This is a genomic window from Chloroherpetonaceae bacterium (genome assembly GCA_033763895.1).
GTDB lineage: Bacteria > Bacteroidota > Chlorobiia > Chlorobiales > Thermochlorobacteraceae > JANRJQ01.
In genome coordinates this window covers 687,809-704,533 of record JANRJQ010000010.1, presented here as the reverse complement: position 1 = coordinate 704,533, position 16,725 = coordinate 687,809, and the positions used below count along the sequence as shown (strand labels likewise).

Annotated in this window: 14 protein-coding genes; 7 read left to right on the top strand and 7 right to left on the bottom strand. The window is 38.6% G+C overall.

Annotated features, from left to right (window positions below; all coding sequences use genetic code 11):
- Positions 1-87: 87 nt before the first annotated feature.
- Positions 88-1,287 (bottom strand): ABC transporter substrate-binding protein, encoded by a 1,200-nt coding sequence (locus SFU91_11140; GenBank protein ID MDX2129577.1) that lies wholly within the window; start codon positions 1,285-1,287, stop codon positions 88-90.
- A gap of 152 nt (positions 1,288-1,439) precedes the next feature.
- Between SFU91_11140 and SFU91_11135 the strand changes: the two genes are divergently transcribed.
- Positions 1,440-2,228, top strand: a complete 789-nt coding sequence (locus SFU91_11135; GenBank protein ID MDX2129576.1) for a hypothetical protein — start codon at positions 1,440-1,442, stop codon at positions 2,226-2,228.
- Positions 2,229-2,286: 58 nt separating this feature from the next.
- Here SFU91_11135 and SFU91_11130 read toward each other — a convergent pair whose 3' ends face one another.
- Entirely contained in the window at positions 2,287-2,913 is a 627-nt protein-coding gene (locus tag SFU91_11130; GenBank protein MDX2129575.1) for a sterol desaturase family protein, read from the bottom strand.
- Positions 2,914-3,059: 146 nt separating this feature from the next.
- On the opposite strand from SFU91_11130, the gene SFU91_11125 reads away from it, so the two are divergent.
- A complete protein-coding gene (locus SFU91_11125; GenBank protein MDX2129574.1) occupies positions 3,060-4,424 on the top strand; it encodes a folylpolyglutamate synthase/dihydrofolate synthase family protein in 1,365 nt (454 codons plus the stop codon).
- Here the strand turns inward: SFU91_11125 and SFU91_11120 are convergent.
- Both SFU91_11120 and SFU91_11115 read right to left on the bottom strand, forming a co-directional pair.
- Entirely contained in the window at positions 4,421-5,116 is a 696-nt protein-coding gene (locus SFU91_11120) for a methyltransferase domain-containing protein (protein ID MDX2129573.1), read from the bottom strand. The genes SFU91_11125 and SFU91_11120 overlap by 4 nt on opposite strands.
- A gap of 7 nt (positions 5,117-5,123) precedes the next feature.
- Positions 5,124-5,648, bottom strand: coding sequence for a hypothetical protein (locus SFU91_11115; GenBank protein ID MDX2129572.1), 525 nt, complete (start codon positions 5,646-5,648; stop codon positions 5,124-5,126).
- A 119-nt stretch (positions 5,649-5,767) separates the two neighbouring features.
- Here SFU91_11115 and SFU91_11110 point away from each other — a divergent pair, with 119 nt between their 5' ends.
- The 5 genes from SFU91_11110 to pstA all read left to right on the top strand — a co-directional run bounded on the left by SFU91_11110 (position 5,768) and on the right by pstA (position 11,172).
- Complete coding sequence (locus SFU91_11110; protein MDX2129571.1) at positions 5,768-7,384, top strand: bifunctional UDP-sugar hydrolase/5'-nucleotidase; 1,617 nt, start codon at positions 5,768-5,770, stop codon at positions 7,382-7,384.
- Positions 7,381-8,247, top strand: a complete 867-nt coding sequence (locus SFU91_11105; GenBank protein MDX2129570.1) for an alpha/beta hydrolase — start codon at positions 7,381-7,383, stop codon at positions 8,245-8,247. Before SFU91_11110 ends, SFU91_11105 begins: the two co-directional genes overlap by 4 nt.
- A gap of 216 nt (positions 8,248-8,463) precedes the next feature.
- On the top strand, positions 8,464-9,312 hold the full coding sequence (locus SFU91_11100) for a phosphate ABC transporter substrate-binding protein (protein ID MDX2129569.1): 849 nt from the start codon (positions 8,464-8,466) through the stop codon (positions 9,310-9,312).
- 28 nt (positions 9,313-9,340) lie between these two features.
- Positions 9,341-10,261, top strand: a complete 921-nt coding sequence (gene pstC, locus SFU91_11095) for a phosphate ABC transporter permease subunit PstC (GenBank protein ID MDX2129568.1) — start codon at positions 9,341-9,343, stop codon at positions 10,259-10,261.
- A gap of 5 nt (positions 10,262-10,266) precedes the next feature.
- Positions 10,267-11,172, top strand: a complete 906-nt coding sequence (gene pstA, locus SFU91_11090; protein MDX2129567.1) for a phosphate ABC transporter permease PstA — start codon at positions 10,267-10,269, stop codon at positions 11,170-11,172.
- A gap of 5 nt (positions 11,173-11,177) precedes the next feature.
- Here pstA and SFU91_11085 read toward each other — a convergent pair whose 3' ends face one another.
- The 3 genes from SFU91_11085 to SFU91_11075 are packed head-to-tail and all read right to left on the bottom strand — an operon-like array spanning position 11,178 to position 16,688.
- The gene (locus SFU91_11085; GenBank protein ID MDX2129566.1) at positions 11,178-14,279 is read right to left on the bottom strand and encodes a CusA/CzcA family heavy metal efflux RND transporter; all 3,102 of its coding nucleotides are present in this window, start codon (positions 14,277-14,279) and stop codon (positions 11,178-11,180) included.
- On the bottom strand, positions 14,279-15,457 hold the full coding sequence (locus SFU91_11080) for an efflux RND transporter periplasmic adaptor subunit (protein ID MDX2129565.1): 1,179 nt from the start codon (positions 15,455-15,457) through the stop codon (positions 14,279-14,281). Before SFU91_11080 ends, SFU91_11085 begins: the two co-directional genes overlap by 1 nt.
- Entirely contained in the window at positions 15,444-16,688 is a 1,245-nt protein-coding gene (locus tag SFU91_11075) for a TolC family protein (GenBank protein MDX2129564.1), read from the bottom strand. The genes SFU91_11080 and SFU91_11075 overlap by 14 nt, the downstream gene beginning before the upstream one ends.
- Positions 16,689-16,725: the final 37 nt, after the last annotated feature.

The following is a 16,725-nucleotide window of genomic DNA, read 5'->3' as shown; positions in this document are numbered from 1 at the left end:
ATTATGCATTTTTTGTTTTGCTTCCTACAATCAAAGTTTGCTTTATAGCAAAGTTTCTAAACCTAAACAAAATTCTACTGATTCTTATTATTGTACCTTTTCTAATTTTTGAGACTTAATACGCACAAGAAATGGTTCAGATTGACCGGCTCGTTGAGAAAATTTTCGCTCGCCTGTTAAACCTTTATAGGAATTAATCAGATTAAGTTCTTCAATTAAAACTTTGGTTGTTGGTGTATCAGTCTTTTTCATTGATTCTTCGAGAGCTAAAATCAATAAATTTGTCGCATCGTATGTAAGTGTACTTAGTTCATCCGCCGCAGAGCGGTTATAAAGTCGATACCTTTCTGAAAACTCTTTTAGTTCTTTTGTCGAATCCTCGACAAAATGATGAGAGCAAAAGACCACACCTTCAAAACGGCGTATTTCCTCGTCTGATAAGTGCGAACCTAAAATGCCATCACCGCAAAATATTAACGATTTTATTTTGCGTTCACGAATCATACCAATCAATTCCTTAGAAGCCTTATGATAAAGCGGTAAGAAAATAACATCCGGTTTTAATTTGGAAACCAAATCAAGCTCTTCCTTAAATGGGGAGTCTGTATCATCAAGAGCGATTTCAGCCAAGATTCTGAAATTTCCTTCACACTCTTTTCTAAAGTATTCTGTTAAACCTACCGAATAATTACTATGAACATCCTTTAAGACCGTTACTGTTAAAGGCGTTTCTTGCCCGCTTTGTGCTTGAAAAGATTTCATCATCTCAACGAGTGCCTTTGCTTGAGCGCTGTCCGAAAATGAGAACCGATAAAAGTAATTGCTTTTTTGAATCAAGGAAGAACCTGTGGCGGCTGGGCTTAAAATTGGAATTTGATGCCGATTTGCAACAGTAATAAGGGCAAATGTTCGATTGCTGACAACTTCACCTATGATCGCAATCGGGTTATGTGTTAGGATTAAATCTTCTGCTGCTGATAATGTTGCCCGGTAATCAGAACTGTCGTCATAAGTAACGAGTCGAATTGTTTTTCCACGAATCCCCCCTTTTGAATTTATTTCTTCAACGGCAAGTAACGCACCCCCCGAAATCGATCGCCCATAGTAACTATCTTCTCCGGTACTGCTACTCACAAGCCCAATGACAATTTCATCAGTAGCTTTTTTATTGTTGCAGGCCGTTACTATGAAAAGGAATAAATAAAAGATGATATAAATCCACCACTTAATTTTTCTGAAGGACATTAGGTCAATCTTTTTTCTTACAATCGAGACTGGAATTATCATATTTCAGTAAGCATTAGTAAGCTGTCATCAAAGAAGTTTTTTCTAACATCAAAATTAATCTTATTATCGTAACTACATTTTAATCAATAAATCGATGGAAGAAAAAGCTTCTCTCGGTTTAAGCCATCTTTAACCAACATTTTTTTCCAGTTATGACAAACCCGAGTCCTTTTTCCGCAGTCGAGCAACTCTCGCTTCCCAATATTCTTACCGCTGAAGAATTTCAAAATCTTTCTCCGGATTCAGCGTGCTGTATTGTGGTAGGCGGTATGACTTATTCAGGAAGGCATACACAAGCATTAGCAATGAAAGATGAATTAGAAAATGAAATCTTTCAATTCAACGAATGGATTTCAAAGTATCATCCTGAAGATGCACATGAAGCCGAAGTTATTCGCCTTTGCTTATCTGAAGGATACTATTTACCAGATCAACTGGCTATTAAAATCGCTGAGTGGGCATTTAATACTTTTCTTACAAAAGCCTTACATCCTGATCAATATTACAATCGGCCATTTATCGTCGTCGGTTATCCACACTCCGAAGCTCAAATTCGTCACTTCCAATCAATCCTTGAGAAGCATCATATTTATGCCTTGATTGCTGTATTGGAAGTTAAACCGGCTGAATCTATTCGCCGGATGAAAGAGAGTACTGTTGCAAGAATCGGGCATAGTGTTGACATTCGTCCGGAGGTTCAAAAGCGTAAAATCGGAGAGTATTACTTAAGATCTCACGGGCTCATCAAGTGGCTTATTTTTACTGGGAAGGCAACACTGTTCAAAACATGTATCGATCGATTTGAATATGAGAAGAGAAAACATGAATTACTTTCTGTGGAGGATCGGGGAGATTATGTTGTGCTTTCTGCTCGTGATGTCACTTCCGATATCATGAAGTTTTTGAATATGTTCCATTTCATCTCCAATTCCGGGGCTTAATCATTTTATCCATAATGCAAAAGAGCAGGATTTCCTGCTCTTTTTTTGCTTATCAATCTTATTTGTTGGTCGATTTCATATCAAATCCTGTTCGAAATACGATATCCCACAAAGGTGAACTTACACCGAAGCCACGCTCAGGAGATTTAAAGTGGTGTCGCATATGATATTCCCGAATATAACCCCAATAAGCTCCCTTCATAGGAAAATGATGTATGGCATAATGACCGATATCGTAGAATAAATAGCCAACAATAAATCCGGCAAAAAAAAGATCCACATATATGCCAAAAATAAACTTCCAGAAATAAAAAAAGAGAATTGCGAGCGGTAAACTGACTGAAGGCGGCATAACGAGCCTTAATGAGTCACTCGGATAATCATGATGAATGCCGTGAAACATCCAAATCAGTCGTTTTCCGATTTTTGATGTGGGATGATAATGAAATACAAATTGATGGAGCGTATATTCAACGATTGTCCACAGAAAAAGACCTAAGATAAAGAGACCTATACCACCCAGCATAGAAATACTCTTTTCAAAGAAACCGGAGTAAATGAAATAAAGCACAACCGGAGAATACACCCAAAGAGGAACTGTCCAATGAACTCTCGAAAAAAACTCCATAAAGTCATTCTCAAACATCCTTGGCGTTTCGTCTTTATTTGAAACGTATAATTTCATGTTAAACAAGTAAGATTATGAATTTAAGAACCGTAAAGATAACACTTTTAGAGGTCAAAAACATTTCAGAGTTCATGCTTTTGATGCGTATCTTTTGATTAATTTTTTGTAACGGTTGAATTTATTACTCACATTTCCTTGAGTATATGACATATCAGGACTCTCTTGATTTCTTATTCCCACTTCATCGTTTTGGGATAAAACCCGGATTAGAAACCATAACCCAGCTTTGTAAAAAAATCGGAAAGCCTGAAGACCGATTAGGTAAAGTGATTCATATAGCCGGAACAAATGGAAAAGGTTCAACGGCATCAATGATTGCTTCAATATGTCAGGAAGCGGGTTTCAAAACCGGCCTTTACACCTCTCCTCATCTTTCTGATTTCAAAGAACGGATTCGGATTAATGGAGAAAAAATTTCAGAAGAAAAGGTCGCTTTTTTGACGGAGCAGCTTAAGGACAAAGCCATTGAATTACAAGCAACTTTTTTTGAAGTTACAACAGCAATGGCTTTTAAGCATTTTGCAGAAGAAAATGTTGAGATTTCTGTCATTGAAGTGGGTCTTGGGGGAAAGTATGATGCAACAAATATCGTTTCTCCATTTATTTCAGTAATTACCCCGATTGGGTTTGACCATATGGAACAATTAGGGGATTCACTGGAAAAAATTGCAAGTGAGAAAGCGGGTATTATTAAACACAATACACCGGTCGTGATTTCCACACAAAATTTAGAGGCCCTTGAAGTTCTTTTCAGAACAGCAAAAGAACGAAAGTCAAAGGCGATTTTAAGTTCAGCCGTTACGGGAGTTTCAATCTCTCATGAATCTCTTGAAAAGCTTCGTTTTCACATCTCGTGGAATAAAGGTGGTGTTCATGATGGTGGATATTATGGTCTTGAAGTCCCGTTTATCGGTCACTTTCAAGCTGAGAATGCACGGGTCTCTGTGATTGTGGCAGAACTGTTAAAGATTGAAGAAGCGGCTATTCGCCTTGGGCTTCAGAATGTCAAGAAAAACACAGGTCATCGCGCTCGTCTCGAACTGCTTCGGAAAAATCCTTATATCATGCTTGATGTTTCACACAATGAGCACGGCATTGAACATTCACTTCAAACATTATATAACCATCGCCATCAGTTTAATCGAGTAATAGTGATTTTTGGGGCAATGAAAGATAAAGAACCCATAAAGATGATTAAACACTTAAGCTATTTTGCAAACGAAATTCATTTTGTGGTGCCAAAAGTAACACGCGCCCTTACGGATGATGAATTAAAATCGTTGCTTAGCCAAGACGAGCTTTCAGAACAAACTATTTCACCTGACAAAATTAAATTTTCTGGTGGTGTTTCAGACGCTGTTCGAAATGCCTCTGCCGCCGCAATTGAAAATGACTTAATCTTAATAACAGGTTCTTTCTATGTAGCAAGCGAAGTTCTTGAAATGCCTGAGTACTCAGAATTAAACTCAGAGATTAATTCATTTACCGAAGAAGAAAAGAGTCATTAATCGTTTGTTTTTCGAATACCGAAGATGTCGATGGTTAAGTTTCCTGTTGGCGTTTTAAATTCTCCCGATAGAGTTTCAAAATGAAACCCATTTTCATGAAGAAGTTCTAAGAATCCATTCGCCATCGAGCGTCTCGGGTCTGCAATGAACGCTGTTCCTTCTGGTTTCAATAGTTTTTCTAATGCAGTTACGATGGGCAAAACATTTCTGCGTTCATAAAGAACATCGGCGGCAATGAGAAAATCAAACTTTTCTTCAATTTGAACCCAACGCCAATCTAATTGTGTTGTATCGAAAGTATCACGATTCGTGAATTGATTGAGTAACCCATTCAGTGTAATAAATTTTAAGGCTTCATTCGAATAATCCGTACATAAAACCGAAGCCCCCATTTTTGCCGCTGCAACGCCACACAGCCCTATCCCAGCGCCAATTTCTATAAGTCGCTTATTTTTAAGATGTAAGTTTTTTAGGATGAATTCAGAGAGATGAATCGATGAAGGCCATATCTCTGCCCAATAAGGCATTTCTTCATCTTTAACAAATTCTTCCGGCGTAATTCGATCTAAAAGTTTATAACTATCTGCAACTGAAACAAGGTGAAATTTTTCGGAAGCGATAACAAGTGTTGATTCCGAAATATCATAATTTTTGTTTAGCTCTTCCTTCAACGCTTTAATTTGGTCATTCATAGCTTTCTTAAAAATTTGATTCGTCTCGCCACCGCAATAACTTCCACGATTCTGTTGAATCTCGCCGTGTAAAAGAAAGATTAGCATTTCCGGTTACTTCAATGACATCAGATGCACTAAATGCCAATCTTAGTCGAAAAGACCTCACCACCTGCGCATTTAGGCTTAAGGTGTCAATGGCTTGAAAGACTATACTATTCCATCTTAAATCGAGGATTTCAGTATTTCTAAATAAACCTGAAGTAGTAAACATTTCTGTATCTCTAGCCCAAACGACATCGACACCACTTTCATAGTCGCGGTAAATGAATGAAAAGTTTTCCCCTAATAGCTGCCCATATATTCCGGTATCTTTAACCGCATAAGCGAATTCAAGTGCATTAAATATTCCATTTAGGTTTCTTGTATCAAAATTTCCATTGTTATCCAACCCCTCTTCAGAAAGTCTTGGGGCAAATGGATTGAAGTAACAGCTGTTAAAAGCTAAAACACCGATGACAAAAAGTAGAATGAGCGCGAAATTTTTAACCACACCGTTTCCTATATCACAAAGAGAAGAGAATTGAATTGTATCTTAAAATACATGAATCAAACTGCTTTACGGAATCATAAATATTTCAATGAAATTATAACCCAAATTTTCAAAATAAAATGCGAAAAAGCCTACTAATACGATTGCTTTTACTTTATATCATTTCATTGGCTTCCTCCTGTTCTTCAACGAAGGTCGGTGATATGCCAAATCAAATTCCCTCAAAAGCTCAAATAAAATTGGAAACTGAAACGATTGCTACTTTGAGAATCTTACATTTCAACGATTTCCACGCACAAAATTTACCTTACACAGATCGCAATCGAGAAACAGGGAAAACTGAACTCGTTGGTGGAATGGCTTATATGAAAACTTTAATCGATTCGCTAAGAAGCTTTTCTCCATACCCAACAATGCTACTGAATGCCGGTGATAATTTTCAAGGGACGCCCATCTCAACTTTCACAAAGGGCTTATCTTCGGTCTATATTTTAAATGCGCTTATCCCCGATGTAGTAACTGTAGGAAATCACGAGTTTGACTATGGTTACTTGAGTTATCGAAATCTTTTAGATACTTATGGTTATTTCTCAACCGTTTGTGCAAATCTTGTTTTTGCTTTCACCGGAGAACCTGTTTTTCCACCTTATTCTGTTCATGATTTGGGCGGAATCAAAGTAGCGATTATCGGATTAATTACAACAGATTTACCTACTGTTTCAATGCCATACAATATCGTTGGTTTAGGTGTCTTACCGTATGAAAAAGCACTTGATGAATTACTTCCTGAAATTCAATCAGTCCACAAGCCTGATGCAATTATCATTCTTAGCCATATTGGCGTTACCGAGGATATTAAACTTGCGAAAAAATACCCGCAAATCACTGCTTTTATTGGTGGGCATTCACATACACCAATTTTCAAACCCATAGGCGAGAATCACAGCCCTGTTGTTCAAGCTGGAAGCAAAGGAAAATATTTAGGTCAACTTGACTTGAAAATAGATTTGAAGAACGACTCACTCTTGGGTTTTGAAGGAAAGTTAATTCCAATTTTAACCGATAGTTTAAATCCACACCCAACGCTTTCAAAATTTATTGATTCACTTGAAGCGCCAATTGAATTAAAACTTTCAGAAAAAATCGGTATTCTCAAAACCGATTTTACCCGAAGAGGAAATGGTCCTTCAAATGTTGGAAATTGGCTCGCAATGGTTTACCGAAAGGGAACAAATGCTGATCTTGGTGTACAAAACGCGGGGGGAATCAGGCGCGATTTAGTATCTGGAGATATCCGACTTAAAGATATTTATGAGCTTGTTCCTTTTGGAAATGATGTTGTTAAAATGTTGGTCACAGGAAAGGAACTTGTTTCAATGTTGCAATGGCAACTTCAAGGCAAAGGCTCATATTGCGACTTTGAAGGACTTATTTGCGAAATTGATACCATAGGAAACAAGAGCGACGTTTACATTGTATCCGTTAATGGAAAGCCATTTTCTGAAACCGCTACATATAGCATTGCAACAAATGCCTATGTTCATACCCAACATAAATCGCTATTCGGATTGGATGCAAAACCTGAGTTCCAATCAACCCCATTCGTTGATACTGATTTTATCGTTGATTTCGTTCGAAAAAACCCGATGGTGGATGCACAAGTTTCTTTTTGGGGAATTCAAAGAGTAACAAAACCTCTTCCCATTTTAACCCCTAAAAAAAATCTTAAAAAATGATTGACTCTTCAGGCTTCAAATTTGTGTCACTTCCTTTTCAATGCGGTCAACATCGCGTTCGAATATGGGATAATGAAAAAAACGCTCCACTGACCCTTTTATTTCTTCACGGTTACGGCGCAATGATTGAACATTGGGAACACAATCTTCCTTTCTTTAACGAAAATTATCGAGTCATAGCGGCTGATCTTCTTGGGTTCGGAAAATCCGATAAACCGGATATCCTTTACTCTTTAAAGCTTTGGGGTGAAGAAATCGAATTGCTTGCACATTATTTTTCACTTCAAAATTTTGTTTTAATCGGTCAATCAATGGGGGCTGCTTCATCAGTAATGTATGTCCGCCATTTTGAACATAAACTTTCGAGATTGGTTTTAATCGACTGCTCCGGTCATTTCCCCAAACCGCTTTCCCTATTTGAAAAATCATTGTATCAATTGGTTGGAAGCCCTTTCATTGGAGATGCGCTTTTTTCCGTTTTTGGAAATGAGTATGGATCCAAAATGAGTTTGCTTCAAACGTATTACGACCCCGCTTTCGTCACAGAAAATTTGGTAAATGCTTTCTCAGAATCATTTAAGAACCCAAATTCAAAATTCGCATATTTGGCCCCATCAAAAAATCCTGACCTCTTTCAATTAACTGCATTGACTCCTCCTGTTTCAAAAGCACTACCTACCCAATTGATTTGGGGCAAACATGATAAAGCATTCCCACCCTATGAAACAATGCCATTCTTCCAAAATCTATTTCCAAATTCAACAATTCACGTAGTTGATCAGGCTGCTCATTGTCCACATCATGAGCAACCGGAACGCGTCAATCAGCTCATTTTGAAGTTCATTCACTCGAGCTCGGTCTAACAAGTAAGTCTATTTAACAGGAGATTAAGAAATCATTAACCTATTCGGGAGCGATTCACTTTCCTTATCTTCAAATAATGAACAGTATCATTTTTAGTTTGTTCTTATTGAAATGAATCATTCATTCTATTTCACATGATTTCATTGTTGAACCGCCTATTCTATCCCTTTTCAAAAGATCAGATTTTACGCTTTTGTGCAATCTTTTTTTTCATCATGATTTCAGGCTGCGCAAATACCAGTGAAGAATCGGTTAGTGTAAGAGGGTCAGATACAATGGTTGCCTTAGGGCAAGCTTGGGCAGAAGAATACATGATAAAAAATCCGCAATCGACAATTCAAGTGAATGGCGGTGGGAGTGGTACGGGCATTGCTTCATTGATTAATCGAATCGCTGATATTTGTCAATCCTCACGCCCAATGAAGGAGCGCGAAAAACGCCTCATTAAAGAGCGCTTCGGAAACGATGTCATTGAAATCCCTGTGGCAAAAGATGGCATTGTCATTTATGTCCATCAAACAAATCCCATCAATTCTATTTCGATTTCTCAACTTAAAGACATTTATACCGGAAAAGTATCGAACTGGAAAGAATTGGGCGGTGATGACAAACCCATCATTGTTTATAGCCGAGAAAACAGTTCTGGAACTTACGAATTCTTCAAGAAAGCTGTTTTGAAAGGCGATGACTTTGCAACTCAAATTCAAACCCTCCCCGGTACTGGTGCTGTTGCCAATGCCGTTAGTCATGAAGAGAATGCAATTGGTTATGGTGGGAATGCTTATTCATCAGGAATTAAACTTCTGGCGCTGAGAAAAGGTGACCTTGATTCAGCAATTACGGCAAGTGCCGAATCAATTTCTGATGGTACTTACCCTCTTTCACGCGACTTATATTTTTATCTCGCAAAAAAGCCGGCTTCTCTTTCAGAAAATTTTATTGCTTGGGTACTTAGCAACGAAGGTCAATCCATTTGTATCTCACAGGGTTACTTTCCTGTTCGAACGGTGAGTTCCTCAAATTCGACTCAAAACTATACTCAGGTTTTGAGCGAAAAGAATTGATAGTTTTTCTTTAACGCTATATAGATCAATGATTTCAGGTAATCGACCAACCGGTGCCTTTTTGGTTGATAAAACTGCGACCGGACTTATCACCGCGGTTTCCGCTTTTGCTATCGCCATTATCTTCTTAATCCTATTCTTCACTTTCCGTGAGGCAAAGGATGTATTATTTTCAGAAGAGGTTCGAAACGATGTTTGGCCAACATTGTTAGGTTTCAATTGGCAACCCGTCTCCGACCAACCCAAATATGGACTGCTCCCACTTTTCATAGGAACTATAAAAACCACCATCATTGCAATGTTTATTGCATTGCCAATTGGAATCCTTGCGGCAATTTATACCTCATGTTTTGCTCCCAATAATGTTCGAGAAGTGGTTAAACCTGTTGTAGAATTGCTTGCTGGTTTTCCTTCTGTTGTTATTGGGTTCTTTGCTTTGGTCACAATAGCTTCTTGGGTGCAAAGTGTTTTTGGAGCCCAATCTCGATTAAACGCATTTGTTGGCGGAATCGCCATTTCACTTACCGCTATACCCATAATTTTCACCATTTCAGAAGAAGCCCTATCGGCAATCCCACATTCAATGAAAGAAGCCAGCTACGGGCTTGGGGCAACAAGTTGGGAAACCACATTTTATGTGGTTCTTCCAGCAGCTTATCCCGGAATTTTTGCAGGCGGTTTGTTAGGTCTCGGAAGAGCTTTTGGCGAAACGCTTATTGTGTTAATGGCGACAGGTAACGCGACAATCAGTTCATTTAGTTTTTTCGATTCAACAAGAACCTTGACAGCAACTATTGGCGCGGAAATGGCAGAGGTTGTCTTCGGTGATCCTCATTATAATGTGCTCTTCCTCATCGGTACTTTTCTTTTTGTATTTGCGTTCATCATCAATCTCGTTGCCGAGTTTTATGTTAAAGAACGGTTGATGAAACGCTTAAAGGGTGATTAATCGTCATGACTTCAAAACAGTTTAAAGGGATTCTATATACGGGTTCCACGGGGTTTTCAATCATTTTGATTTTACTCATGATGATTGTGATGACCATCGATATCACACTTGGCGGGATTGGTAAAGTAACTTGGGAATTTCTTACTATGCCACCCAAAAACGGTATGACTGCCGGAGGTATTTTTCCAGCCATTGTTGGAACGGTTTACTTGGTTATCATCATGACACTTGTTGGTGTTCCCATTGGAACTGTCACAGCCATTTATCTTTCTGAATACACTTCACAATCATCCAAACTTGCTCGAATTATTCGATTTGCTGTGAACAATCTCGCAAGTGTTCCTTCGATAGTTTTTGGTCTTTTCGGATTAGGTTTTTTCGTTCAATTTTTAGGGACGGGAATTGACTCAGTCACAGGTAATTCAGAAAGTCCAATTTACGGTCGTCCTTCCATACTTTGGGCAGCAATGACACTTGCCGTATTGACCTTACCTGTCGTTATTGTTTCTGTTGAAGAAGCGTTGCGGAATGTGCCACGGGAATATCGTGAAGCCTCACTTGCATTAGGAGCAACAAAATGGCAAACTGTAAAAAACGCAGTGCTTCCTAATGCAACCGGCGGAATTCTCACCGGTGCCATTTTAGCCGTTAGCCGAGGTGCGGGCGAAGTCGCACCGTTATTGTTCACTGGGGCCGCTTTCTTTTTGCCAAAACTACCAAACTCTTTGGATGATCAGTTTATGCACTTAGGATATCATCTGTATGTTCTTTCCACTCAATCGGTTGATGTAGCTGCAACATTGCCATTGCAATATGCAACCACTCTCGTCTTACTCGCCATAACTTTTACACTCAATATTTCAGCAATCTTTATACGATATCAATTCAGAAAGAAATTGATTCGCGCATAAGCTATTCATTCCAATGTAAGCTCCGGTGAATTGGCAGAACCTTTTTTGTTTTCATACCATCGGTAAAAGATTGGAAGAACATAGAGTGTTAATAGCGTTGAACTGATTAATCCGCCAATAACAACGGTCGCCAAAGGCTTTTGAACTTCCGCCCCTGCACCATTTGAAACCGCCATCGGTATAAACCCTAAACTTGCAACAAGGGCAGTGGTTAATACAGGTCTCAACCTTACTTTACAAGCATTGATAATTACCCGATCTAACGGTTCATCGCGATGTTCATTTTTTTGTATCAGGTAAGAAACCAAAACCACTCCGTTTAGAACCGCGACACCAAATAAAGCGATAAATCCAATTATTGCTGTAACCGAGATGGGATATGACCTAATCCATAAAGCAAAAACACCCCCTATGATTGCAAAAGGAAGATTTGCAAGAACCAAAAAAACATACCCTAAATTCTTAAAGTTAAAGTAGAGTAAAATCATGATTAAGAGTATTGAAAGGGGTACGACAATCATAAGCCGCGAGGTTGCCCGTGCCTGATTTTCAAATTGTCCTCCATAAGAAATAAAATAGCCTGTCTCTAAAGGAACATTCTCAGCAATCTTTTTTTCCAATTCAGCCACATAACTGACAATATCACGGTCTTTGAGATTGATCTCCAGCATCATCCGGCGCATTGCGGTTTCATGACTTATTTGTGCCGGGCCTTCAATGAATTGGAAATTCACAAATTGCTTCAGCGGGAGCGATTTCCCTTCCTTTCCAAGTGGAACCATTATGTTTCCAATGGTTTCTGAACTATTTCGAGCATTCTCAGTCAATCTTACGAATACGCCAATGCGTTTTGGGCCATCAATAACTTCCGTTGCACTCTTTCCTGCAACGCCTGTTTCAATAAGCCGTTGGAGTTCTTCAATCGTTACACCAAAGCGTGCCATTTCATCTCGATTGAATGTAATATTCATATAAGGTTGCCCCGAAACTTGTTCGATGAGGATGTTCTCAGTTCCTTGTATTGTTTTTGCAAGAGATTCGATTTGAAAAGAAATTTGTTTGAGTTTTTCGAAATCTTCTCCAAAAATCTTTATCGCAATATCCCCTTTCGCACCCGAAATCAGTTCATTAACACGCATTTGAATCGGTTGGGAAAAATTGATATACATTCCTCCTGAGTATGGCTCTATTCTCGTTGAAATTGCCTCTACAAGCTGAGCCTTACTGAACTTTGATTTCCATTCCTCCATTGGATGTAAAATCACAAACATGTCTGTTTCATGAACACCCATAAAATCAGTGGCTATATCTGGCCTACCGGTTTTGCTAACAACCGTTTTCACTTCAGGGAATTCTTTTATGATTGTTTCCAATCGAGCGGCTTGAGCAACACTTTCTTTTAGTGAGATTGAAGGAAGACGCTTTATTTCAAGAAGTAAATTACCTTCGTCTAATTCAGGAATGAACTCCCCACCCATTCTTGAAAGTAAAAAGATTGAAAAAGCCAATAGCAACAACGCAGCGGCGAGTGTTGCTTTGTGAAACTGAAATACCTTTTTCAAACTCATTCCATAAAAAGCTGTAACAGATTCGAGTGCTTTATTTCTGAATTCACTTACTTTTCCATTCAAAAAAATGCTTGAAAGAAGTGGGATGTAGGTAAGTGCAAGAAATAACGACCCAAAAACAGCAAACCCAACTGCATACGCCATTGGAGAGAATAGTTTTCCTTCCATTCCTTGTAGAGAGAGTATAGGGATATAAACCGCGATGATAATCAGCACCCCAAAAAAGATTGGTCGAGCAACTTCTTTCACAGATTCAAAAATGATATGTCTTCTTTCATCATTAGGGTGGTGATGCACTTTTCGAACGATATTTTCCATAACGACAACCGAGCCATCAACCACCATCCCAAAGTCTATTGCCCCAAGAGACATCAGATTTGCAGAAAGCCCAGCCCATTTCATACCAATAAATGTAAAGAGCATTGAAACCGGTATCACTGAGGCTACAATAAGTGCCGCTCTTAAATTCCCAACCAACGCAACCAAAACAAGAACCACCAACAGTCCACCCTCGGTTAAATTGGTAATTACCGTTTTCAGGGTTCGCCTGACAAGATTCGTTTGGTCATAAAATGATTCTACCAAGATCCCTTGTAATTTCAACTGCTGATTTAATTCTTGTACTTTTTTGTGGAGTCTTTCAATAACTTCTCTCGAATTTTCACCCCTTCTCATCATAACAATTCCAGTAACAACCTCTCCTCTTGAATCTCGGGTCACAGCGCCCTGTCTTAGTTCTTCACCATTTTTTATTTCAGCAATGTCTTTTAACAAAATGGGTACATTCTGATTTTCACCCACAGCAATTAAACCCAATTCTTGAAGAGATTTTGTTTGACCTAAACCTCGAATAATAAATTGCTCATCATTGAGATCAAGAAAATTGCCTGAGATAAATGAATTGTTCTTTTCAACTGCCCTAAAAACCTGATCTAAAGACACGCCATAAGATCTCAACTTTGCGGGATTGACAACAATCTGAAACTGCAAAACATAACCACCAAAAGAATTGACCTCGGTTACTCCCTCAACATTTTTTAGAATCGGTTTAATGAAGTAATCTTGAATGCTTCTCAATTCATACAAAGTTTTACCTTCGCCCTTTATCTCATATTGATAGATTTCACCCAGTGCAGAAGATAAAGGCCCCATTATCGGTTGGTCAGCTTCGGGAGGCAAGAGTGATTTTGCATGAAGAATTCGCTCCGATACCATTTGTCGGGCAAAGTACTTATCAACCTCATCCTTGAAAACAACCGTGATAACCGATAAACCAAATTTTGATACCGATCGAATCTCCTCTGTTTTCAACATTCCATTCAAACTAATCTCAAGTGGAAAAGTGACCAATTTTTCAACCTCCTCAGGAGAAAGCCCCTTGACCTGTGTGATTATCTGTACTTGATTATTCGTCACATCCGGTAACGAATCAATCGGAATATGGTTAAGGGAGTAAATGCCATATCCGCTCAGCGCAAGAATGATAAGTGAAGTCATTAGCCTTTCTGTTAACGAGAATCGAATAATTTTTTCAAGCATTATTCATCCTCCCGAATATCTTTAGACTTCATTGCAGCTTTTAGCTGAAATACTCCTTTACTTACTGCTTTCGCACCAACCTGTATATCAGATTCGATCGATACAAATTCAGCGTTTTGGCCTATAACTTTTACTCTTTGATATTGAAAAGTGCTATCATTTAAAGCCAGAAAACAAAAACTTTCTTTCCCTTCAATACCTAAACATTCTTTTGGTAATTGAAGTACAGGCTGCTCTCCTTTTGCGTAAACGATCATCTCTCCGTGCATTGCAGGCTTGAGCTTTGCGTTTGGGTTTCGAATTGTTGCTCGAATAGGAAGCGCGTGAATCGATTCATCAACAACCGTTCCAATGGCATCTATCGAGGAACTAAAATCTTCTTGATGATAAGCCCCTAATTTTACTTTCACCGCTTGACCCACTTTCACTTTTCCAAAATCAGGTTCATAGACATATCCCTTTGCAACTAATGTTGAAAGATTGATTATCTGAAAAAGTGTTTCTTTGCTATCCAACGCCTGACCAAGAACCGCATTTCTTTTTGCAACAAGTCCAGTAATTTTGCTTCGAATCGGCAGGTGAAATACAGTGTTGGTTTTGTCAGTAACAAACCCCTCCAAATCCTCTTCTGTAAAGCCTATCGATAAACATCTGCTTTTACTCGCTTTCATTTTTGCTTCAGCAATCGCAAAGGTTTTCTCACTTTCCAAATACAATTTTTCGGAGATAATTTTTTCCTTAAACAACGCAATGCTTCTCTCCTTTTCAATCTTTGCCACCTTGATTTCTGCCGCTCTTTGCAAATACTCAGCAACAACTTCCCCAATTTCAGCTCCTTCGATATATGCCAAAATTTGACCTGCCCTTACAAAATCATTTTCATTGACCATTACCGATTTCACTCTACCATTTACAAGAGAACCCACCATTGCTTCTTGATTTGGAGCAGCAATAAGATCGCAAGGAATGGTTATCTCAAAACTGGGAATAAACTTTTCGATTGATTTCAGTTCTATTGGATTCACTTTCTGTTGATGAATCGGATAAACCACGGTAATTGCACTGCTTTCATTTTTTCCCCGGCCATTACTCTCTCGAACCAACTTCTGCTCAGAATTTTTACCGCATGAAGTTGCGATAATGATGAGCATCAACCCCGCTATTTTACTTGTTCTCATTGATCTCCTCCTCAATTTTTCCTATGGATTTCAATAACTCTGCATAAGATTTCATTACCTCAAATTGCTTAGTCACGAGTAACTCTTTCGATTCCAACACAACACTTCGTGAATCGAGCAACTCTAAGTATCCAATTTCACCCTTTTCATATTTACTGATGGCCAAGCGAAACCCTTCCTCCGAAGCCGGAATCAATAAGCTTTGCATTTCAAGAAGCTGAGTTCGATTAATCTCATACTGCTTAAATGAGCTAGTAATTTGTTTTTGCTGAATCTCTCTCCAATACTCATACTCGTACCTTAATGCATCTTCTACATTACTTTTTTCACCTATCGAACCTCTATCCCCAAGCCAAGCCCAAAGCGGAAATGAAAGGGATACTTCGCCACCAGCAAATCGCTGCGACGTATTATCGGAAGGCGTAAATTTTTGACTGAAATATGAAAATGAAATTGAAGGGAAAAGAGAGAAAACCGCTGCCGACTTTAATTCAGAAGCAGCGAGTTTTTTCGATTCTAACTTTTTACTTTTTGGATGAAAAGTTTCTCCAAATCTCAAAAGGTCCGTTAGCTTTAGGTTCGGGATTGCATTTTGAAAACTATCAGTCAATTGTTTTTTTAAGGAATCGCCTACAACAATTAAAAACTGAAATTGAATGCTTTCCAAAGACTTTTGTGCATCAAACAATTTACTCTTGGCTTTCTCAACCTCTATCTTTGCTCGCAGAGCCTGAAGTTTGCTTACTTCTCCAAATTCGAATAGCTTTTCTGTACTTTTCTGAAATGACTCAGCCATTTCTAAACCTTCACGAGAAATTTGAAGCAAACTCTCCCTTAACTTTACCTCCCAATACAAAACTCTGACTTGAAAGGCTAACCCCACCTTCATTTCTTCCAACTCATAATCCATTGCATTCGAAAGATGGTCAAGTCGATTGATTTTTGCGAGATATACCAACGGAAATTCAAACTTTTGAGAAATCTGCCAACGATTCACACTTTGAATCTCGTTTGGCCCGTTCAGCATTTCCTCTGTATAAAATGATACGGTAGGTTTATCGGGACTGACATCTTGAAGCGATTGATAAAAGCCTGCTTTTAAGTATGCCGTCTGCTGCTTTAATGATAAGCTTCGCGAAATCGCCTGCGATACGGCTTGCGATACCGATATCGAATCCTCCTGCGGTTGAGGAATAAAAAATTGTAGAAAGAAGAAATAAATAATGAGCATTGTAAGATTTTTTTGGTTTGTAAAGTCAAAAAAATCA

Coding starts and splice junctions, on each gene's coding strand:
- pstC (MDX2129568.1), top strand. CDS start 9,341: ATGATTTCAGGTAATCGACCAACCGGTGCCTTTTTGGTTGATAAAACT.
- pstA (MDX2129567.1), top strand. CDS start 10,267: ATGACTTCAAAACAGTTTAAAGGGATTCTATATACGGGTTCCACGGGG.
- SFU91_11125 (MDX2129574.1), top strand. CDS start 3,060: ATGACATATCAGGACTCTCTTGATTTCTTATTCCCACTTCATCGTTTT.
- SFU91_11110 (MDX2129571.1), top strand. CDS start 5,768: ATGCGAAAAAGCCTACTAATACGATTGCTTTTACTTTATATCATTTCA.
- SFU91_11100 (MDX2129569.1), top strand. CDS start 8,464: ATGATTTCAGGCTGCGCAAATACCAGTGAAGAATCGGTTAGTGTAAGA.
- SFU91_11085 (MDX2129566.1), bottom strand. CDS start 14,279: ATGCTTGAAAAAATTATTCGATTCTCGTTAACAGAAAGGCTAATGACT.
- SFU91_11080 (MDX2129565.1), bottom strand. CDS start 15,457: ATGAGAACAAGTAAAATAGCGGGGTTGATGCTCATCATTATCGCAACT.
- SFU91_11075 (MDX2129564.1), bottom strand. CDS start 16,688: ATGCTCATTATTTATTTCTTCTTTCTACAATTTTTTATTCCTCAACCG.
- SFU91_11130 (MDX2129575.1), bottom strand. CDS start 2,913: ATGAAATTATACGTTTCAAATAAAGACGAAACGCCAAGGATGTTTGAG.
- SFU91_11120 (MDX2129573.1), bottom strand. CDS start 5,116: ATGAATGACCAAATTAAAGCGTTGAAGGAAGAGCTAAACAAAAATTAT.
- SFU91_11135 (MDX2129576.1), top strand. CDS start 1,440: ATGACAAACCCGAGTCCTTTTTCCGCAGTCGAGCAACTCTCGCTTCCC.
- SFU91_11140 (MDX2129577.1), bottom strand. CDS start 1,287: ATGATAATTCCAGTCTCGATTGTAAGAAAAAAGATTGACCTAATGTCC.
- SFU91_11105 (MDX2129570.1), top strand. CDS start 7,381: ATGATTGACTCTTCAGGCTTCAAATTTGTGTCACTTCCTTTTCAATGC.